A 20,463-nucleotide genomic window follows, 5' to 3' on the forward strand; every position below is an offset into this window, starting at 1 on the left:
AGTACGCTTTAAATTCTATACTGCGTCGGACTGAATAAAAATGGCTGTGTGAAAGAAGCCTGTGATGACGGCGGAAAGAACGGTTTTGAAAGGATGGGGAAATAATTAGTCGGCTTTGTCGGTGTAAATCTTGTTGACCAACTCTTTAAACCAGCGTGGTCGAAAAATTACCACGTACAAACCGATGCTGCTGGTAATCGGGACCGGGCCGATACTGAACAATATAAATACGATAAAAACTATCGCGCACTTAATTCTGGTCAGGCTTGTCGGATTCATATTGCCCTGCGGATGTTAGGTCATGCCAAAAGCTAACGTGTAGTCGGTAAATAGCGCTAGGAGGGGGCGCGAAAATCTTCGTTTCCGAATTGAAATATTGTTGTCGAGCTATTGTGGGTTCGGATTGGCTATCCGGTTTGTCCTTGTGGACGTTGCAATATTATGTAGATTGCCAATAAGTGCTTATTTATATTGTTTGCTGGCTTTGCTCTGGATCGGGTTGCCAACACATTTGCTGTTCGATTGCTTGGTATAAAACCGATGGAGCGAATTGCCGACGGGCTGGACCATAGAGCGAGCCCCCGATTTGATTGGCCGCGAGGCAAGAGCGTTAATTATTTCCATACTGCCCACGCATTGGTTCTGCTTTGGCATAGAGGCGGCAGGGGCGTTATGGGTGGCCAGAAATACGCCAATAACGATCAGCACAAAGCTTATGCCGCAACGTTTCAGTTCACGTACACAGGTTTTCAGGATTTCTTGAGAATTCATAATTTGTCTCCTAAGGTTGAGCTTATAAAATATTTTCAAGCAGCGTATTCCAAGTTTTTAATGCTCATACAGCTATGGGCGGTTGGGTAAACGGTGCCAAGGATTTCGCTCTGAACGCCGGTAACAGAGGACACCGATCCAATTCACAAAATGTCATGCCTAACGATAGTTATTGGCCGCAGTCCATTGATGAGCCGCCAGATTTATAACAAGACCATGCTTAAACCAATCTGAAGCGAATTTTCTCTACGTGATTTTTTGCATGCATTTCTTGGTAAATTTCCAGTGCTTCACTGTGCATCTGGCTGCAGAAGGCACAAAGGCCTGCGTTGTCGGTATCTGATTTTTCATGGGCTGACAATAAGTCGCCGCATCTTTTACAACGAGTAAGCTGCTGGAGAATTTTCATGGTGATCGCCTCGTAATCGGAATAATTGGAAATAACGGACTATGGTTTTGCTTGGCGTCCAGCCCTCCTTCACTGGGAGAGATGTGCTATCAAACGCAAAATAAATGCCACTGCAGATACGCTTATGCCAAAAGTATTGTAACTAGTTGTTTACGTGATATTTTATGGCCTAGCAATGGTGAGAAGTAGTGAAAAAATACACAGTTAATTGTTGATTTCAGCACTAAATATCGTATCGGTTACGAAATGCCGTATAAGTTATCTAAAGCGGGTCGATGATCCTACGGCGTTAGAGGCTTTAGTTGGTCATTGATGACATACCCTGAATTTAACGTCGGTACCCAGCGGTGAGTTTTTGGGTGTCGGTATGGTCATCACCGCAGCACGGGAGCGGTGATATGCAAGGGCGGGATTAACAGGTTGTTGGGCAAATCGTAGTTAATCTGGGTTGCCGCTCCGCTTTGTTTTGGGGCGACATAGTGCAGGCGTTTTTGCGATTAAATTTTGACGAAATATCGTCAACTGTTCAATAATATGTGATACCTTTCACTTTAATTCTATCGGGACGAGATCCTCACTTAACTAGGTAGTGTCCGTATCCTACCGATTAAATGCTAGAGAGCAAGCATGCGGCAACGATACTATCCAGCCAAACTTAAAACGCTAAGCGGCGCTATCGTTTATTTGCTCTGCGGATTCGCGATTATTATCCCCGCCATGGCTGCTGCTGCCGGTCACATGGATCATATGTCCAGCAAGAGTGCCAGTGGCTTGCCGGGCGATTTTCTGTTGTTTCCCGCTTTGACCAGTATCGTGCGTTTTGATCAAGAGCCTCGGAAAAAACTTAGCGATAGCGACGTTATTCCCGAGATTAACGTGTTTTACACCACCGACTATCAGCGCTTTCGGTTTCTCGGCGAATGGCTGGTCAGCACCAAAACCCATAATCTGGAGAGATTCCAGTTAGGCATGCATGTGGGCGAAGAAGCCACTCTTTGGCTGGGTCGTTTTCACAACCCGATCGGTTACTGGAACATGCAGTTCCACCACGGCGGTTTTCTACAGACCACTATTTCCCGCCCCGGCATTATGGCTTTCGAAACGGCCGGTGGCGTGATACCCAACCATTTGACCGGGTTTTTATGGGAAGGTGTTCATGATCTGAGCGAGGGCGGTTTATATTACTCGGTTGGTGCTGGTGCAGGCCCGCAAATCAATAAAGGCTTGGAAGCCTTCAATTTGATTGAGCCGGGCGGATCGCGTCGGCCCGGCGTGACGTTTCGATTGGGCTATCAGCCTATCAGCTACGGTGTCGACGAATTTGGCATTTCCGGGGCGTATAACCAAATTCACTCCGACGAACTGGCGGTTAAAAACGTTAATCAATTTGTCGCCAGTGCCTACGCCAATAAGCAAATCCAATCGGTACGCCTATTAGGCGAAATTGTCTATGTGAACAATACCTTGGAAAGTCCGTTGGGCGCCAGAACTCAGGACGACTTTCTCAGTGCTTACGGGCAAGTCGAGTGGGCGGTCGATCAGACTTGGACCTTGGTGGGTAGGGTAGAGGGTAGCTTTGGCGCTAGTCATGACCCGTACTTGGCAATGTTTCCCAAATTTGTGGAAGATAGGTTTCTCGGTGGCGTACGCTACAAACTTAATCACACCAACGCCTTAAAGATTGAAGCCTCGCGGGATCATCTGCGCGACGATCATTTCGGGCAAGTGATGTTTCAATGGAGCGCGGTGTTTCCATGAAAATGCTCCGTGGCCTTGGTATGGTTGGTTTGATATTACTGCTCGGTGCGCAGAGTCTATCTGCCATCACCCGCCACTCCCTGGTATTGGCCACCAGCGCAAACTCATCAATGCCGCCTTTAACCGTGCAGGAGGCTAGAAAATTGTTTCTGGGTGTGCCGCTGGAGAAGGACGGCGAGCACCCCGTGCCGTTATTGAACATCAGCGATCCGTTAATTTTCGAAGTATTTCTGCAAAAAGTGGCGTTTATGTCGGCCAATGCTTATGAAAGTCAGACAATTTCGGTGGTTTTTCGCCTAGGCGGTAAACGTCCGGCAAGTTTTAACGACCTAAAGAGCTTGGTTGACACCTTGCAGCAGAATCCCGGCACGGTGACATATTTGTGGGAGGATCAAGTCAGTGCAAATCAAGGCCTTAAAGCGGTTAATGTGTTATGGCAAGGAGCGCTGGAATGAGTCGGTTTTTTCATAGTTTTAATGGCCGAATGATTCTGGCGGTGGTCGGTATTCATTTGGTGCTGGTGCCGGTGTTGTTATTCGGCATTTATCGGGTGATTAAACCCAGTTTGGAAGCGCAGTTTGTCAATTACGTCAGGTCTGATGCCTTACTGTTCAGCAACCTAGTCACGCCGCGGCTGGAGCATACCAAAACCGGCGAATTACAAGGTCTGCTAGGTGAGTTTCTATTGAACGGCCGTTTGGCGTTTGCGGAAATCGCCACGGAGCGCGGTAATATTCGCGCGGACATTGAACTCAACGCTCAGCAGCAGTTTCAAGAAGATTTTTTCTTCGGCGAGCACGACGACGATATTTATTTTCTGGCTGTGCCGATTCTGAATCCTGAAGACGGCTCGCTGGCGATGTTAAGACTGGGTTACGACGAGCGGCAAATTCAACGCGACATTACCACCATCTACCAGCGCAGTGCCTATTTTGTGGCCATTTACATGGGCTTGACCCTGTTGGTAGTGGGTTTGTTTGGGCGCAAACTGGTTAAGCCGCTGGAACGTTTACGCGACGAAGCCGAACAAATCGCCGCCGGCAATCACACCGGGCAATTTAATTCAGGCACAAAGATCACCGAAGTGGCGGCGCTGGCCGAGCATTTGGAAAAAATGCGCCAAGCTTTGCTTTCCGCCCGCGATGCGGCGCTGCAAGCGGCCGGTGCCAAGAGCGAATTTCTAGCAAATATGAGCCACGAGATCCGCACGCCGATGAATGGCATCATCGGCATGATAGGCTTGGCCTTGCGCACCGAGCTTACCCCGCAGCAGCGCGAGTTTCTGGGAATGGCGAACAGCTCGGCGGATGCCTTGCTGCGTATTGTTAACGATATTCTGGACTTTTCTAAAATCGAGGCCCGCAAACTCGAGCTTGACCATGCGCCTTTTAAAGTGCGGGAGAGTCTTGGCGACACCTTAAAACTGTTGGGCGGCCACGCCCACGAAAAAAACCTGGAGTTGATGCTGCGCATCGATCCGGAAACCCCGGACGATTTGATCGGCGATATTGGCCGCTTGAATCAAGTGATTATCAATTTGGTGGGCAATGCCATCAAATTTACTCAGCACGGCGAAATCGTGGTGCAAGTCAAACCTGAAACGGTCGACGAAAATAAAGTCTGCTTACAGATTGCGGTTAGCGACACAGGTATTGGCATTTCGTCGGATAAACAACAGCTTATTTTCGAAGCGTTCGCGCAAATCGATGCGTCGTCGACGCGAAAATTCGGCGGCACCGGTTTGGGTTTGTCGATTTCTTCACGCTTAGTGGAATTGATGGGTGGGCATTTGTCGCTGGAAAGCGAGGAGCATAAAGGCAGCACTTTTTTCTTTACCGCGGTGTTTGACAGGCACACTAAAAGCGAGCTCGATGCCCCTTTTCAACCCCTGATAGATGTCAAAAATTTGCCGGTGCTGATCGTGGATGACAATCTCATCAATTTGCGGGTTTTTTCGGAAATCCTGAATCATTGGGGTATGCGGCCGACCACGGTCGATAGTGGTGAGGCTGCTATCATTGCGCTGCAGAATATGGCGGAGTCGGGCGAAGCCTATGCGCTGATTCTACTCGATGCGATGATGCCTATCATGGACGGCTTTATGGTGGCGCAAGCCATCAGAGAAGATCAACGCTTCGAGCCGGTAACCATCATGATGCTATCGTCGGCCGACCGGCCTGATGATTGCGAACGCTGCCACGATTTAGGGATTAATTTGTACGTGCGCAAACCGGTCAAACATTCCGAATTATGGAATGCCATCCAGTCGGCACTGGGTAAATCGGCCAAAGCCTCTGAAGCGTCGCCAACAGCATTGGCCGAGCCGCCACGCAAATTGCGGATTTTGTTGGCGGAAGATAATCCGGTTAACCAATACATGGCGGTGGTGTTGCTGGAAGAACGCGGCCATATCGTGAAGGTGGCCAACAACGGTCAAGAAGTGCTGGATTTATTGGCTATGGATAGCTTATTCGATCTGATCTTAATGGACGTACAGATGCCGGTAATGGATGGCTTTCAGGCTACCGAAGCCATCCGGGATAAGGAGCGCCTTACCGGCGAACACATGCGCATCATCGCGATGACCGCACATGCCTTGAAAGGCGATAAGGAACGCTGCTTGGCCGCCGGTATGGACGACTATATCGCCAAGCCGGTGCAAGAGCAGGATTTGTTGGCAATGGTGGAGTGCTGGAATATGGCGGGAACAGAGCAAGCGAATAACAATAGCCTGGCGTCGGTGATACTGGCCGAGCCGGCGCTCGATTGGCAACAAGCTTTAAATCGAGTGCGCGGCCGACAACAAATGTTATGCAAAATGATGACCTTGTTCCAGGAACAGTCCACGCCGTTGTTGAATGACATGGCCGACGCGATACAACGCCAGGATGCGGATTTATTACGACTTTCCGCGCATACCCTAAAAAGCTCCGCCAACAGCATCGGCGCCTTTCCGTTCGGCAAGGTCGCCCAGCAACTGGAAACGATGGGCCACGAGGCCGCCTTTATCGATGCCGCCGCCAGCTACGAGCTACTGCAGCAAGCGAGTATCCGGCTGGAGCCGGCCATTCAGGATTATTTACATGAATTTCAGGAATGATACTGTCAGTTGTTCGGATAGGTTAAGGAGAAATGCGTGACTCATAAGCGGCAGCGCGATAAACCGTTAATTTTGATGCTGGATGACAACCCGGTTAATTTAGAAGAGTTGGCCGGCTTGGTCGATGAAGCCGGGTTTGACGTGTTACGTGCGGAATCCGGGGAAGTGGCTTTAGTGCAAGCCGTGGCGCAGTTGCCGGACTTGATTTTGCTGGATGTACTGATGCCGGGTATGGATGGCTTTACCGTTTGTCAGACCTTGAAAACCATTCCGACGACCCGCGATATTCCGGTGTTATTCATGACGGCCTTGGCGGATACCGCCGATAAGTTGAAGGGTTTTCAAGTGGGCGCGGTGGATTACATCACCAAGCCGTTTCAATACGAAGAGGTGATTGCCCGCGTGCAAACCCACCTCACTCTGCAAAAGTTGAAGCTGGAGTTGCAAGAAAAAGAGCAGCGCCTGTCGCGGATTTTCGAAAACGCGATGGATGCGATTCTGACGCTGGACGAAGCAGGGCGGATTACCTTGTTCAACACGGCTGCCGAACAGATGTTTCGTTGTAAAGCAGTCGATAACATCGGCCGGGCGGTAGATCGGTTTTTGTCACCCGAGCTTTACAAAACCCTGACTAATTTTCGTAATGGCGTGCCGGCGGATCAGGCCATCTGGGTCTCTGAAGGTATGAATGCGGTGCGGGCCGACGAGAGCAGTTTCCCCATCGAAGCGACGATTTCCAGAGTGGAAGCCATCGGCCAGAAGCTTTTTATTCTGATTCTGCGCGACATCAACGAACGCAAAGCCCGGCAGCAGGCGGAAGCGGAATGCAACACCTTGCGGGGGATTAATCTTTATTTGCAAGAAGAAGTCTTGGCCAGTCGGGATGGCGAAGAATTGATCGGCAACTCCCCGGCATTGCATCAAGCCATGGATCTGGTGAGACAGGTAGCGAGTACCGACGCGACAGTGTTGATCACCGGCGAGACTGGCACCGGTAAGGAATTGATTGCACGGGCGATTCATAATCTCAGTGCTCGCAAAGACAAAACCTTGGTGAAATTGAATTGCGCGACGATCCCGGAAAACTTGGCCGAAAGCGAATTGTTCGGTCACGAAAAAGGCTCGTTTACCGGTGCGATTGCTCGTAAATTGGGCCGTTTTGAATTGGCGAACGGCGGCAGCTTGTTTCTGGACGAAATCGGCGAATTGCCGCTGGAAATGCAGGCCAAACTGTTGCGAGTTTTACAGGAAGGCGAGTTCGAGCGGGTAGGTGGTACCCAAACGCTGACCTGTGATGTGCGGGTAATCGCCGCCACTCACCGGGATTTGGCGCAGTTTTCGCAGCAGGGTAAATTTCGGGCCGACTTGTATTACCGTCTGAATGTCTTTCCCATCAATCTGCCGCCGCTACGTGAGCGCAAGGAAGACGTGCCGTTTTTGGTGAAACATTTCATCGATAAGTACGCGGCGAAATTCGGCAAGAAAATACAATCGATTCCGGAACGGATGATGGCCGATCTGCAAAGCTATTTCTGGCCCGGCAATATTCGCGAGCTGCAACATATCATCGAGCGCGCGGTGATTTTAACCAAAGGCAGTCAACTGGCCGCTGTCGATTGCGTGAATGTGATAGGGGTCGGTGCGCCCACCGCTGCGCCGATTGTCACCCTGGACGAAGCCGAACGCGCCCATATTCTGAAAGCGTTGGACGCGACCTCCTGGAGGATTGCCGGCAATCAGGGCGCCGCGAAGATTTTGGGCGTACCTTCCACTACTCTGCGCTCGCGGATGGAAAAGCTGGGGATTAGTAAACCGGCCTGATACAGACTAGTTTTCAAATACATCCACGCCTTTCGGCGCTTTGAAATTAAACAAGGCGTCGTCCAGCTTGGGATTGAGCTGGATGTTGGAAAAATAAATGCGGGTTAGTTGGCCGAAATTGTCGCTTAACTCCATACCGCCCAACTGGTTGCCGTTCAAGCCGATCAGGATGTATTTAAACCCGCTTTCTTCGTTCTTGGGTGATAGTTTCACCCAATTCATCCCGTCGTCCTCTTTGCCTTGTTCTTGCAGGATGAACTTTTCCTCAATATTTACTTCGCCGGTCAACAGTAAGGCCGGGGTCGAACCTAGCGAGTCGTCGAGCTGCTTTACCGTCACTTGCTCCAGATCGGCATCGTAAAACCAGACTTTACCGGTATTGGACACAATCTCTTGTACAAAGGGTTTTTGGTAATTCCAACGAAATTTACCGGGCCGGCTCAGATAAAACTTGCCAAAGCTATTTTGCGCGGGACGGCCGCTTTTATCGAAACTGATTTGTTTGAAATCCGCCGCCAAGGAAGAACTGCTGGCTAAAAAGCTTTTCAGTCGGGTAATCGGCGCATCGTCGGCCTGGACTGAATGAGCGGTGGCGATCAGGAAAACCAGAGCAAAAATGTGTTTAAGAAACATAGTTAAAAAGGGTTCAGGTTATTAAGCCAGCTTTCGCCGGATTCCGGACTTGCTCCGCAGTCGGCAAACTGGCTGGGTGCCGAGCCATCCACGAAAGGCATTAGTTTTGCGCCGGGGCAGCCCTCATTGCTGAGCAAGCCGCTGGTCGCGTCGATCCAGGTCATTTGCACATTGTCGGGTGGTACCAGGCTGACCGGCTTCTTCGACACTTGGCGCATCAGCTCGGACCAGATTTGTAAGGCACCGGTTCCACCGGTCAACCCGGTGGGTTTGTTGTCGTCCCGGCCAACCCAGACTACGGAGAGAAAATCGCCGCTAAAGCCGGCAAACCAGCTGTCGCGCAACTGGTTGGTAGTGCCGGTTTTGCCGACCAAAGCCATGTTTTGCGGTAGATAGTTATAAGCAGAATGGCCGGTGCCGGCGTACATCACTTCCTGCAAAATGGTGTTGGTGATAAAGCTGGCAGCCGGATCGACTGCTTGCCGCACGGTAAACGGATAACTTTGCAGCGCCTTGCCGTCGGCGGCATTGACCGCGCGGATCGAACGGAGCGGCGTTGCATAACCGTCCCCGGCCAGGGTTTGATACAACTGGGTAACTTCCAGCGGTGTCAGCGGTTGTGCGCCCAGCAAGAAGGACGGGAACAAATCCACCGGCCGGCTGACGCCCATGCTTTTTAAGGTATTGGCGACTTTGGCCAAGCCGATGTCCATGCCAATCCGCACCGTAGCCATATTGTAGGAGTGGGCCAGGGCACTATGCAGCGGCACGACGCCGTGTTCCTGATTGTCGTAGTTGTCCGGCGACCAGGTTTTGCCTCTTTCGGCTGGAATTTCCAGGCGGGTATCGCTGATCGGCGTGGCGATGGTGTAGCGGTCCGGGTATTCCAGTGCGGTCAAATAAACGACCGGTTTAATCAGCGAACCGATCGGCCGCACCGCGTCCAAAGCGCGATTGAAGCCGGTGTCCTCGGCGTCGCGGCCGCCGGCGAGGGCGACAATTTCACCACTGTCACGGCGGGTAACAATGGCGGCGGTTTCCAAATCGTTACTTTTCGGACTTTTCTCTAGGTGTTTCAGCTTGCTGGCGATGGATTTTTCCAGCGTGTCCTGAATGCGGGTGTCAAGCGTTGTGACGATGCGTAAGCCTTCCGAGGTCAGGTCGTCTTCTTTATATTCCTGCTTGAGTTGCCGTTTGACCAAATCGATAAAACCCGGATAGCGGTTGGCGGAGCGATGAATTACCGTGGCCACCCCTAACGGTTGTTTCTTTGCTTCGCTCGCTTGCTGTTCGTCGATAAAGCCTTCAGTGTGCATCGCATCCAGCACGATGTTGCGGCGCTCCAGCGTATGTTCCGGATTGCGGCGTGGATCGTATTCCGAAGGCCCACGCACCAGCGCAACCAAAGTGGCGACTTGCTGCAGGTTCAGGGTTTTCAAGGATTGACCAAAATAAAATTCGCTGGCTAAGCCAAAGCCATGCACCGCGCTGGCGCCGTCTTGGCCCAGGAAGATTTCGTTTAGATAAGCCTCCAGAATTTCGTCCTTGCTATACCGATATTCCAGAATAAAAGACATCAAGGCTTCTTTCAGCTTGCGGCGTAGCGTCCGCTTAGGATTCAGGAAAAAGTTTTTCACCAATTGCTGGGTGATGGTGCTACCACCTTGCACCATGCCGCCGGCTTTGACGTTGGACCACATGGCCCGGACGATGCCCTTGGGCGAGATGCCGAAATGGTTGTAGAAATCCTTATCCTCCGTGGACAGCAGGCCTTGCACCAGGGTTTGCGGCGCTTCGTCCAACTTAATCAGAATGCGGTCTTCTTTGCGGGTTGGGTAAAAACTGCCGATTTGCACCGGGTCCATGCGGACGATGGCCAAGCTTTCGCCAGTACCGGAGTCGCTTATGCCGGCGATGCCGCCGCTAGTGAAACTAACGCTGATTTTGCGGCTTTCCTGGGGCGTGTTGCCAAAATTGAAAGCGCGGGTGCGGATGTTGATCTGGCCGCCTTTGCCGTAGTAAGAGCCTTCTCCGGCCAGTTGATAATCCTGGCGATAATGCAATTCCAGCAACAGGTCTTCCAGATTTTTACTGGAGATTTCGTAACCGGCGTACAGCTCGACAGGGCTGGCATAAACCCGGGCTGGAATGGACCAACGCTTGCCTTCGAATTGTTCGCGTACCGTGTAATCGAGGTAACTGACATATGCCGCTAGTACGAAAACCGCTATTAACACTAGCGAAACAAGCGAGCGTTTCAGCCATGATGCTTGGGGCTTCGATTTTCTGCGTCTAACGGTCGATTTACTGCTTCTGGGTCGTCTAGGCATTAAGTCGGTATTTGATCTCGCCACCGGCATTTAGCGGCAGGCAGTGTGAATGGAGCGGAAATCGCACCTGCTGGGTCGGTGGATTCATTTAACTTGTTATTATCTAATAAAATGAGCGCTTCCGTACATATTGCTGGAACTATTGAGGAGGATAGACGAGTGCTAACACTGAAAAGCTTTCCGGAATGGCCGGCCCAGTTATCGTCGATACTGATGGGTTTTGGTTTGGCGCTGTTACTATCGCTGGCGACAATGCCGGCTTTCGGCGCCGACAATACCGCCGAAAGCCCGGTGGATATTGAGGCTTTTGTGCGTGATGGTTGTCCGCATTGTCAGCAAGCCGAACTGTTTTTGGCGGTTTTGCAAGGCGAGCAACCCGATTTGCGGATAGTCCTTAGCAATATTTCCCAAATGCCGGCAGCCCTGGAACGTTTGCAGCGGCTTGCAGAATCCCGGCAAGCCGGGCCCGTCAGATTGCCGACATTTTTAGTGCGGGGCGAGTATATCGTCGGTTACTCGGAAGAGGCCGGCAGCAGCGATTTGATACGCAATGCTTTACGCGCTGGCGCTGGTGTTCGGCGAACTCAGACGGCCAACGCGGAGGCTGGTAGCTGCGAAGTGCAGACCAGTGAATCTTGCGATGTGCCGGTTAGCCAATCGGTGTCAACCAAGGCCGAAGTGTTTGCCGTGCATCTGTTTGGTCAGCGCATTGATCTTGAAGAAGTCGGTTTACCGGCGTTTACCCTAGCCATGGGTTTGTTGGATGGTTTTAATCCTTGCTCGATGTGGGTGTTGATCCTGATGATTTCGATGTTGGCGCCTATGCATAATCGACCGAGGATGATCGCGGTGGCCGGCACTTTCGTGGTGGTTGAGGGATTGGCTTATTTCGTGTTCATGGCCGCCTGGTTGAATCTGTTTTTATTGATCGGCTTATCGCGGGCCTCGGAGTTGGCTATTGCCGGCATCGCGTTGTTGGCCGGTGCTATTAATCTGAAAGATTTTTGGGCATTTGGCGTGGGTGTTTCTTTGTCGATTCCTGCCTCGGCCAAACCCGGCATCTACAACCGGATGCGGCGGATTTTGCAAGCTGAAAATCTGCTGGGCGCGATGCTGGGCGCTGTGGTGCTGGCCTTGCTGGTGCAGATTGTAGAGCTGCTGTGTACGTCGGGGTTTCCCGCCTTATATACACGTATCCTCACCCTGAGGGAATTGCGTGGGTTGGACTATTACGGCTACTTATTGCTGTACAATCTGGCTTACATGTTGGATGACATTATAGTGTTGGGTGTGGGTATCGTCACTTTAAGTCAACATCGCTTGCAGGAAAAAGAAGGCCGTTGGCTGAAATTGCTTAGCGGCTTGGTGATGGTGGGTTTGGGGCTATATTTATTTTTGCGGGATTTTGTCGGGTAGACGGGGGTTGCCGGCGGCCTGCCGTTTGAACGCAGCATGCTTTCATACTAGCACTTGCCTTAAAACCGAAACGATCTAGGAGAATTCGTGATTGATAACAAGCGCAGGCACCCGCGCCTAAAGCATCGTGCCAAAATCAGAGTGACGGTGCCGGCTTCAGCAGTGGCCATGGTTGTAGATATGCGGGATTTTTCCGAGACTGGCTTGTTTTTACTGTGCGCCAACGACTTAATTCCACCGATTGGCGCGGTCGTGGAGGTACAGACCACCGAATTCGACGATGCGCCGATACAAACGGCTATTGTGGTGAGAGTGGAGCCCGATGTCGGATTTGGCTTGGAGTTTGCATCGCGTTGATCAGGCTGTAACGTCGATGAGCTTGCCGTTAGCGCTGGGTTGTTTTTGCGAATTTAACAATTCCCCGCGGGCCTTATTTGCCATTGCGGCAGCCTTGGCGGCGATGCTTTGATCCGGGCCTGATGGATTGGCCGGCGCTAATGCTGCACGGCGGATGGTTTCCGCTTTGCGTATGGTGGCTTGCGGGTCGCCCGGTTCTTCCGAAACATCTATGCTAACGTCGCCGCCGGCGGCGTAACGTAGTCCATCCGGGCCGGTCACATAACTAAAATGTGCCCCGCCACGCGCTAGACTGCCGGCGGCACTAAGATGAGCTTGTTCGTGAGTACGCACTTCCTGGTCGCGGGCTTTGAGCTCGGCAATTTGGCTTAGCTGTTCCGGGCTATATTGGTCGGATTCGGCGCTTCCGCTTTTTGCGGTTTGTGCAATGGGTTCGACAGGCGTTTGGGCGGTGGGCGTGGCAAGGCTGCGGCCGGTTAGCCGATATAGCGGGGTTTGATTGGAAGATGCGGTGACCAGCATGTTTGGCCTCGAGCGGATTTTTTTTAACTGGTTCCTAGAATACACCTTGACTTCATGCCAGTTCAAGTGTTTGGCGTCCATTTAGCCTGGGTTTTTGCTACAGTCTCGTCCCCGTCGCTAAATGTTCAGATTGTCCAGTTTCTCTAAAGCCCACTGTATATGCTCGCGCAGCATCTGCGAATCGTGACTGGATTTATCTGTCAAAGCCGCTTTGGCCGTAGGTGTGGGCTGACCGTTGCCCAGCGCCACGGCAATATTGCGCAGCCAGCGCAGATGGCCGATGCGGCGGATCGCCGAGCCTTCGGTTTTTTGCAGAAATTCAGCTTCGGTCCAATGAAACAATTCGATTAAAGTCGACTGATCCAATCGATGCCGGGGTTTGAAATCGCTTTCCGCACTGAGTTTGGCGAAGCGGTTCCACGGGCAAACTAACTGGCAATCGTCGCAACCGTAGATGCGATTACCCAGCAAGGGCCGTAATTCCACGGGAATGCTGCCGTGCAGTTCGATGGTTAAATACGATATGCAACGCCGGGCATCGACCTGGTACGGGCCGACGATGGCTTGCGTGGGGCAAACATCCAGGCAGGCGCGGCATTGTCCGCAATGATTGCTGGCCGCTTCATCGCTGGGTAAGGCCAGATCGGTATAGATTTCGCCCAAAAAAACCAGGAGCCGGCGCGGCGGTTGATCAAATTGCTGTGTTTGCCTATCCAGCCCAGACCGGCTTTTTCCGCAATAGCTTTTTCCAGTACCGGAGCGCTATCGACAAACGCACGGTAGCCGAACGGGCCAATCTCCTCGGCGATTTTGTCCGCCAGTTTTTGCAATCTATTGCGCAGCAGCTTGTGATAATCACGACCCAAGGCATAGCGAGATACGAACGCTGCGGCCGGGTCATCCAATAATTGTTTGCTGGCTGCCGACGGTTCCGGCAAATAATCCATCCGCGCCGAGATAATGCTGCGGGTGCCTGCCTGCAATAATGCCGGTCGGCTACGCTTTAAACCGTGTGCGGCCATGTATTGCATCTCGCCGTTAAAGCCCTTATCCAGCCACTGCTGCAGATGCTGTTCGGCGGCGCTTAAATCCGTGTCGCTGATGCCGATCTGCTGAAACCCCAATTCCTCGCCCCAGCGTTTGATGTGTTGGGCCAGTTGTATACGGTCATCGACGGGAATAGCGCTTATGTTCAAATTTACGCAACCTCAAACAGTTGGAGAAGTCGATTACAAATTAACGTGTGTATTTCCGGCATGGCTTGCCGAAACCCAGACGCTAACAATGGCAAAGGTCGTTGACCCTATCCGTTAGTGTGTCTCGCGGAGACATAAGGGCGCACGATTATTTGTCTTCCTTCTTGTCAAACACCCCGCTAAAACTAAAGCCAATATCAATTTTGCCGATTTCCTCGATCACTTTTTGGCTTAATTCGTCCACCGGTTTGTCGGAAAACACCGCATAGCGCATCAGGTTTTCCGTGTAGGTTTGCTTGTCTTTGTATTGGCTGTAAAACGCAAACATCAACGCGGCTATGCCGGTCACCGTAGTTTGCACAATCGCGGATTTATACCATTCGCGCTCGCCCAGGCGGTCTTTTAATAACACGCCCAACGATGGCCACAAAAACACCGCCACCGCCGAAACCAGCGACAACCAGAAAAACACTTTGTTTAAAATCGCATAACTTCTGGCTTTAACGTACAGATCGTAAATCAACACCAGCTTACGCTCCTCGTCAACTGTCGTAGGCTTTGCTGTGCCGGTTGAATCGGTTTTACACACGGCGGTCTTGGCGTAATCCATCAGCAACTTCGCGCTGGTTTGATTGGGGTTGAGGATGCCGACGACATCCTTATCGCAGGATTCCGACGCGCAGCCGCCTAGCGCAAGCAGTGTCATGATGATTAATAGAAATTGGCGCATGGTTTTGCTCCGCATCGATTTAGTGGGGCAATTGTGACATACCCGGCCTGATGGATTGTCCGTAAAATGATGTTCGGCGCGGCTTGACAGAGTATTTTTCGGTAGTTTTTTCTGTGATGGGATCTCTGGATCTTCTAGCAATCGACAAAAGGTGACCGGTTGTGGACTATCGTTCAATCTGATTCAATGGCGGCAGCTTGTTTGTTGCCTGTCGTAGCCAACTGTCGCTTATGATGGTTAGAATAATAAATTCTTTTATAATCAATCGGTTATTATGTTGATAATTATTTTCCGGTGGATCTATGGTTAACAGTTTATTAACTTGCTGGGCATTACGATGAAACGCCAAAATTGTAAGCTCATTTTCATGGCTCTATTGATTCATCTGTTAGTTGCTTGCTCAGACCCTCCACCAATTACCCCCCCCAATTGAACTTCTGGCTCATAAAGCTAGTTTTTCTATTTCAGGCAGAGTTTTTCAATTGCCATTAATAGCGGTTTCAAGTGGATTTAGAACTAACGTGCATATGGCATGCAAAGAAGGCAAACAGTGGAAATGTGAGATGCCACTTGAGTCTATTGCTAATAGTCATGAGCCAATTACTCTTGATAGTTTAGAAATCGAGCTTGAGAACTACAGTTCTTTTTATGACACCCGAATCGACGGTACGATACCAATGCCTGAGCTTTGCAAACTGTTATCGCAACAATGGGCTCAAAAAATTTGCCAAAAGGGTCGGATAATTGACTATGCGTTATATCTACGGAGATTCACATTGGTTAAAGCAGACGATCTTGGCACTATATCCTATATTGACGGCGCTACTGAATCTACAGGGCAAATGGTAAAGAAAATGTCTCTTGATGAGACTCCTTCACTTTTCTGTGACGTTGACAAACAAGGAAAACCACTTAGCCTTTGTCCGGTGGCTATGAAAGTTAGCGATAATCTTTTAGCCGTCTGGATTGTGGGTGCTAGGGAGTCAGGAAACGCTACAATAGCTAAACAAGCTCAAGTTATAAGAGCGCTATTACAATTTGCATTTGGAGAATTTGAGGATACTCAAGCTTTGTATACGGCCTTGCAGGGACTCTAGCCTAGAAATCCGGTCACAGGGGGCTTTCTGAACGTTTCAAGAATGTGTGAAAGTTTGGCAGCGCGTTTGGAGCGAGTCGAACAACCTGCCCCGCCTATATACAAAATTGGCCATGAAATGATTTGGCGTTATGCTTTGCAAGCTTGCTTGGCCGGGTGGGGCACAATGAGCCTAGAAAATTATGCCGCAACTAAATCTTTGGAATTCATCATGTTAAACATCGAAATCGATAACCCTGAGCTGGAAGCCAGCTTGCAGCAGTTGTTTGGCAATAATCAGCAGTCCATTGCCAGTGCCTTCGCCGAGTTTGTGCAGCATCGCAAGATCAAGCAGGACGTCGGCGTGTCGGTTACGCAACTGACTGCTGGTGAAGGTTTGCCGTTACAACAGGTGATGCAGGACATTCGCCGGAAATATGAGTGAGTACCGCATTGTCTTTTCGCCGCGCGCCGGACAGCGCTTGGCTGAAATAGCCGACTATCTTTATCGGCAAAATTTGTCGCAGCGCTTTGTGCTGGATTATCTGCAACGCTTTGAAGATTGGTAGGGTACGCACCGCGTACCTTCTGGCTTTTGCCACTATGATAGCTCCAAGGGTACGCGGTGCGTACCCTACATGTGAAATGCAATTAGCATTTGATCGAGTGTTATAGGCTCCGAACCAGACATATAGATAGAAAGTAAGTTTAACAGGCTGCTTTTGGTCAGCAGATACCAAACCCTATAAGCATTCGCGTTAGAATCAGCGACAAAAATCCTCAAGGCTAAGCCATGCAAACACCCTCAAACAAACTCTACTGCACCGCCCAAATTCGCGAAGCCGAGCGTTATGCGATTGACGAACTAGGGATTCCGGGCCGGGAATTGATGCGTCGGGCCGGATACGCGCTGTTCGAGCAGATACGGCGGCGTTGGCCGGAACACGCCGCGATCACGGTGTTTTGCGGTGGCGGCAATAATGGCGGCGATGGTTATGAGGTGGCGACGCTGGCCTTGCAGGCTAATTGCCGGGTAACCGTTTATGCCCTGACTGATCCGCATGGTTTGCCCGGCGATGCGCTCAGTGCCTATCAAGATTTTATACTGGTCGGTGGCAGTGTTACCGGCTTCGAAGCCGGGCACTCCAAGCTGCAAGGCGTAATTGTCGACGCCTTATTCGGGATCGGTTTGAGTCGAGAGGTGGGGGATGCTTATGCCTTAGCCATCGCCGCAATCAATGATTCCTGCTGTCCGGTGCTTGCCGTGGATGTGCCGTCCGGTTTACATGCTTATACCGGCTTGGTATTGGCTTGTGCGGTGAAGGCTGATGTAACGGTGACCTTCATCGGTTTGAAATGCGGCTTGTTTACCGGCGAAGCGCCTGAGTATTGCGGCGAGATCGTTTGCAGTACATTGGATATTGACGACGCGGTGTTAGCGGCAATGCCGCCGTTCGCGCTATTGCTGGATAAACTCGACTTGCCGCGTCGGGCGCGCATTGCCCATAAAGGCAATTTCGGGCATGTGCTGTTAATTGGCGGCAATTATGGTTATAGCGGGGCGATACGCTTGGCGGGCGAAGCGGCCTTGCGTTCCGGAGCCGGTCTGGTTAGCATCGTCACCCGCACCGCGCATAGCGGCTTGATCAATATTGGTAGGCCGGAATTGATGTGCCATGGCGTGGAATGCGGGGAAGCCTTGCAAGCCTTGTTGCATAAAGTCAGCGTGGTGGTAATCGGGCCGGGTCTGGGTCAGGATGATTGGGGCAGAGAGATGTTTAATACCGTATTGGCCAGTGATAAACCGTGCGTGTTAGATGCCGATGCCTTGAATTTGCTCGCAGAGCAGCCGACGCGACGTGATAACTGGATATTAACGCCGCATCCCGGCGAGGCCGCGCGCTTGCTGGCTTGTAACACCCGGCAAATATCCGCAGACCGCTATGCGGCATTGGTGGATTTGCACAGCCAATATGGCGGTAGCTGTTTATTAAAAGGCGCCGGTACCTTAATCGGCAGCGGTGAAACGGTGTATGTCGGCACCACCGGCAACCCTGGTATGGCCAGCGGCGGCATGGGCGATGTGTTGTCCGGCTTGATCGGCGGCTTGCTGGCGCAAGGTTTGAGTTTGGAGCAGGCAACCCGGTTGGGGGTATATGTGCATGGCGAAGCGGCCGATAGTCTGGCTTTGGAATTTGGCGAGCGCGGCTTGCTGGCCGGCGATTTGCCGGAACGAATTAGGAAATTATTGAATTAATGAACATCACGCTGGAAACCCCCGAAGACACCGAAGCGCTGGGGGCTGCGCTGTGGCAAGCTTTGCCGGAAAAATGCCTGTTGTTTTTGTACGGCGATCTGGGTGCCGGCAAAACCACGCTGGTACGCGGTTTATTGCGCGCCGCCGGCCATCAAGGAGCGGTGAAAAGCCCAACTTACACTCTGGTCGAGGAATACGAGATTAGCGGCCGGCGCTTGTTTCATTTTGATTTGTATCGGCTCAAAGATCCAGAAGAACTGGAATGGATGGGGATGGACGATTATCTCAATCAAAACGCTTTGTGCTGCGTCGAATGGCCGCAAATGGGCGCGGGATTTCTGCCGGTGGCCGATTTGGAAGTAAGGTTGAATTATTTTCAGCAGCAACGTACCGCTGAAATCAATATGTTAGCTGAAAACCATCAGGCTGGCATAAAACTAAACTGGAAAAACAAAGACATACTGCTATAATCTCGACAATATTGTCACTAGCGGTCGAGTGGGTCATGCAGCAAATTTATCGAATTTTCTGGATATGGGGCATGTTATTGCCTTCGTTCTCGGTGTTTGCGGCCCAGGCTGAACTGGGTTCCGTGAGCTATTCGGCGTCTAATCAGCTGGTGTTTAATTTACCCGGCGCGGTACGTCACAAGGCCTTCGTGCTCAAAAGTCCTAGCCGTTTGGTGATTGATTTTATCGACGCCAAAATGCCGCAAGCGATTGATCAACCGTCCGCGGATCATCCCTTATTCGGTTTTGCCCGTAGCGCGGTGCGCAATACCGGTGATTTGCGTGTGGTTGTGGAGTTAAAAGCCGATGCCGACGCCAAAATGGCGATGGTTGGTAAGTCTTTGCAAATTAGTTTAGCCGCTAAGACAGTGCAGCCGGAACCCGTAGCCGCTGCTGTCAAACCTGAAAAAATGCTTGCGGTAGCGGCCGTAGCCGCGCCTGAAAAACCCACGGCACCCCTTAAAAAGCAGGAAGCTGCTATCAAACCGGCCGTGGTTAAAACGGCGATAAAAGCCAAGGGCCGTCATATAGTGGTCGCTATCGATGCCGGGCATGGCGGCAAGGATATTGGCGCGCAGGGTGCGAACGGCACGCAGGAAAAAGATGTGGTGTTTGCGATTGCCAAGAGCCTGCAGGGCATGGTCAATAGCCAGCCGGGCATGAAGGCGGTGATGATTCGCGACGGTGATTATTTTGTAAAATTAAACGAACGCCGCCGCATTGCGCGTGCTGCGAAAGCCGATTTGTTCGTGTCCATCCACGCCGACGCATTTAGCGACAGCCAAGCTCATGGCGCATCCGTCTACACCTTGGCTAGTAACGGTGCTTCCAGCGCCGGCGCGGGTTGGTTGGCCGCCAGCGAAAATGCAGTGGATGGCGGTGCAGGCGAAGATCGGGATGATACCTTGACCTCGGTGTTGATGGATTTATCCAACAAAGCGGCGAAAGAAGCCAGCCAAAACGTTGGTAACAAGGTTTTGAAAAGCGTGAAAAGCGTCGGACATTTACACAGAAGCGGGGTGCAAAAAGCCGCGTTTGTGGTGTTGAAGTCGGCGGAAATTCCGTCGATTCTGGTGGAAACCGCCTTTATCTCCAATCCGGAAGAAGAGCGCCGTCTGAACACTAAGGCCTATCAAAACAAAATGGCTTCTGCGGTGTTTAGCGGGATTGTCGGCCACTTTAAACAATATGCGCCGGCCGACACCATGATGGCGCAGCTCAATCGCTCTGGTAAATCTAAAGCCGTGCAATTGGCGAGTGCTGATATAGGCGAAGGTGCTCCGGCCGCTAAGTCCAGAGTAGAATCAAAACCGGTGTTGGCGGCTAGAGAGCAAGATGCCAGTCCGACAGTGTTGGCGAGCAATGCCGCCGGCACTCACCATGTGATCAATCGCGGCGAAACGCTTTCGGGCATAGCCCAGCAATACGGGATAAGCATGCGGGCCTTGCGCATGGCTAATGCAATGAACGACGGCAATGTGCATATCGGCCAAGTATTGCAGATTCCGCGAGACAGCTAATTAAGCAATCTTAAAACGGGGCGAATCATTTCGCCCCGTTTCATTTTCATCCGCTAAAA

General features: G+C 51.4%; 19 protein-coding genes and 1 pseudogene. 12 read left to right on the plus strand and 8 right to left on the minus strand.

The features are described 5' to 3' along the window. Positions 1-105: 105 nt before the first annotated feature. The 3 genes from EBA_RS06505 to EBA_RS06515 form a co-directional block, all read right to left on the minus strand. Positions 106-279: a hypothetical protein gene (locus EBA_RS06505; protein WP_192373893.1), complete on the minus strand. Its 174-nt coding sequence runs from the start codon at positions 277-279 to the stop codon at positions 106-108. Between the two features lie 183 nt (positions 280-462). After that, positions 463-771, minus strand: a complete 309-nt coding sequence (locus EBA_RS06510; RefSeq protein ID WP_192373894.1) for a hypothetical protein — start codon at positions 769-771, stop codon at positions 463-465. Between the two features lie 220 nt (positions 772-991). After that, entirely contained in the window at positions 992-1,180 is a 189-nt protein-coding gene (locus EBA_RS06515; protein WP_192373895.1) for a hypothetical protein, read from the minus strand. 627 nt (positions 1,181-1,807) lie between these two features. Between EBA_RS06515 and EBA_RS06520 the strand changes: the two genes are divergently transcribed. The 4 genes from EBA_RS06520 to EBA_RS06535 are packed head-to-tail and all read left to right on the plus strand — an operon-like array spanning position 1,808 to position 7,859. Further along, positions 1,808-2,938 carry a hypothetical protein gene (locus EBA_RS06520; RefSeq protein WP_192373896.1) on the plus strand — a complete coding sequence of 377 codons (1,131 nt, stop codon included), beginning with the start codon at positions 1,808-1,810 and terminating at the stop codon, positions 2,936-2,938. Further along, positions 2,935-3,393, plus strand: coding sequence for a hypothetical protein (locus tag EBA_RS06525; protein WP_192373897.1), 459 nt, complete (start codon positions 2,935-2,937; stop codon positions 3,391-3,393). The genes EBA_RS06520 and EBA_RS06525 overlap by 4 nt, the downstream gene beginning before the upstream one ends. Further along, on the plus strand, positions 3,390-6,038 hold the full coding sequence (locus EBA_RS06530; RefSeq protein WP_192373898.1) for a response regulator: 2,649 nt from the start codon (positions 3,390-3,392) through the stop codon (positions 6,036-6,038). The genes EBA_RS06525 and EBA_RS06530 overlap by 4 nt, the downstream gene beginning before the upstream one ends. A gap of 36 nt (positions 6,039-6,074) precedes the next feature. Further along, positions 6,075-7,859, plus strand: coding sequence for a sigma-54-dependent Fis family transcriptional regulator (locus tag EBA_RS06535; RefSeq protein ID WP_192373899.1), 1,785 nt, complete (start codon positions 6,075-6,077; stop codon positions 7,857-7,859). A 6-nt stretch (positions 7,860-7,865) separates the two neighbouring features. On the opposite strand, the gene lolA is transcribed toward EBA_RS06535, so the two are convergent. Both lolA and mrcB read right to left on the minus strand, forming a co-directional pair. Then, on the minus strand, positions 7,866-8,492 hold the full coding sequence (gene lolA, locus EBA_RS06540) for an outer membrane lipoprotein chaperone LolA (RefSeq protein ID WP_192373900.1): 627 nt from the start codon (positions 8,490-8,492) through the stop codon (positions 7,866-7,868). A 2-nt stretch (positions 8,493-8,494) separates the two neighbouring features. Beyond that, positions 8,495-10,822, minus strand: a complete 2,328-nt coding sequence (gene mrcB / locus EBA_RS06545; RefSeq protein ID WP_192373901.1) for a penicillin-binding protein 1B — start codon at positions 10,820-10,822, stop codon at positions 8,495-8,497. Between the two features lie 159 nt (positions 10,823-10,981). On the opposite strand from mrcB, the gene EBA_RS06550 reads away from it, so the two are divergent. Then, positions 10,982-12,238: a glutaredoxin family protein gene (locus EBA_RS06550; RefSeq protein WP_192373902.1), complete on the plus strand. Its 1,257-nt coding sequence runs from the start codon at positions 10,982-10,984 to the stop codon at positions 12,236-12,238. Between the two features lie 87 nt (positions 12,239-12,325). Further along, entirely contained in the window at positions 12,326-12,595 is a 270-nt protein-coding gene (locus tag EBA_RS06555) for a PilZ domain-containing protein (RefSeq protein ID WP_192373903.1), read from the plus strand. Here EBA_RS06555 and EBA_RS06560 read toward each other — a convergent pair whose 3' ends face one another. From EBA_RS06560 to EBA_RS06570, 3 genes and pseudogenes are all read right to left on the minus strand, one after another. Beyond that, on the minus strand, positions 12,596-13,117 hold the full coding sequence (locus tag EBA_RS06560; protein ID WP_192373904.1) for a putative metalloprotease CJM1_0395 family protein: 522 nt from the start codon (positions 13,115-13,117) through the stop codon (positions 12,596-12,598). Positions 13,118-13,234: 117 nt separating this feature from the next. Next, a pseudogene (queG, locus tag EBA_RS06565) lies at positions 13,235-14,307 on the minus strand (tRNA epoxyqueuosine(34) reductase QueG). A gap of 154 nt (positions 14,308-14,461) precedes the next feature. After that, complete coding sequence (locus EBA_RS06570; protein WP_192373905.1) at positions 14,462-15,043, minus strand: hypothetical protein; 582 nt, start codon at positions 15,041-15,043, stop codon at positions 14,462-14,464. Between the two features lie 563 nt (positions 15,044-15,606). On the opposite strand from EBA_RS06570, the gene EBA_RS06575 reads away from it, so the two are divergent. The 6 genes from EBA_RS06575 to EBA_RS06595 all read left to right on the plus strand — a co-directional run bounded on the left by EBA_RS06575 (position 15,607) and on the right by EBA_RS06595 (position 20,404). Beyond that, complete coding sequence (locus tag EBA_RS06575) at positions 15,607-16,140, plus strand: hypothetical protein (RefSeq protein WP_192373906.1); 534 nt, start codon at positions 15,607-15,609, stop codon at positions 16,138-16,140. Between the two features lie 210 nt (positions 16,141-16,350). Next, the gene (locus EBA_RS06580; RefSeq protein ID WP_192373907.1) at positions 16,351-16,563 is read left to right on the plus strand and encodes a hypothetical protein; all 213 of its coding nucleotides are present in this window, start codon (positions 16,351-16,353) and stop codon (positions 16,561-16,563) included. Then, entirely contained in the window at positions 16,556-16,687 is a 132-nt protein-coding gene (locus EBA_RS24540; RefSeq protein ID WP_267873572.1) for a hypothetical protein, read from the plus strand. Before EBA_RS06580 ends, EBA_RS24540 begins: the two co-directional genes overlap by 8 nt. A 224-nt stretch (positions 16,688-16,911) precedes the next feature. Further along, entirely contained in the window at positions 16,912-18,375 is a 1,464-nt protein-coding gene (locus tag EBA_RS06585) for an NAD(P)H-hydrate dehydratase (RefSeq protein ID WP_192373908.1), read from the plus strand. Then, positions 18,375-18,845 carry a tRNA (adenosine(37)-N6)-threonylcarbamoyltransferase complex ATPase subunit type 1 TsaE gene (tsaE, locus tag EBA_RS06590; protein ID WP_192373909.1) on the plus strand — a complete coding sequence of 157 codons (471 nt, stop codon included), beginning with the start codon at positions 18,375-18,377 and terminating at the stop codon, positions 18,843-18,845. Before EBA_RS06585 ends, tsaE begins: the two co-directional genes overlap by 1 nt. Positions 18,846-18,880: 35 nt before the next feature. Continuing rightward, entirely contained in the window at positions 18,881-20,404 is a 1,524-nt protein-coding gene (locus EBA_RS06595; RefSeq protein WP_192373910.1) for an N-acetylmuramoyl-L-alanine amidase, read from the plus strand. Positions 20,405-20,463 lie beyond the last annotated feature (59 nt).

Origin of the sequence: Methylomonas albis (assembly GCF_014850955.1) — a bacterium.
Taxonomy (GTDB): domain Bacteria; phylum Pseudomonadota; class Gammaproteobacteria; order Methylococcales; family Methylomonadaceae; genus Methylomonas; species Methylomonas albis.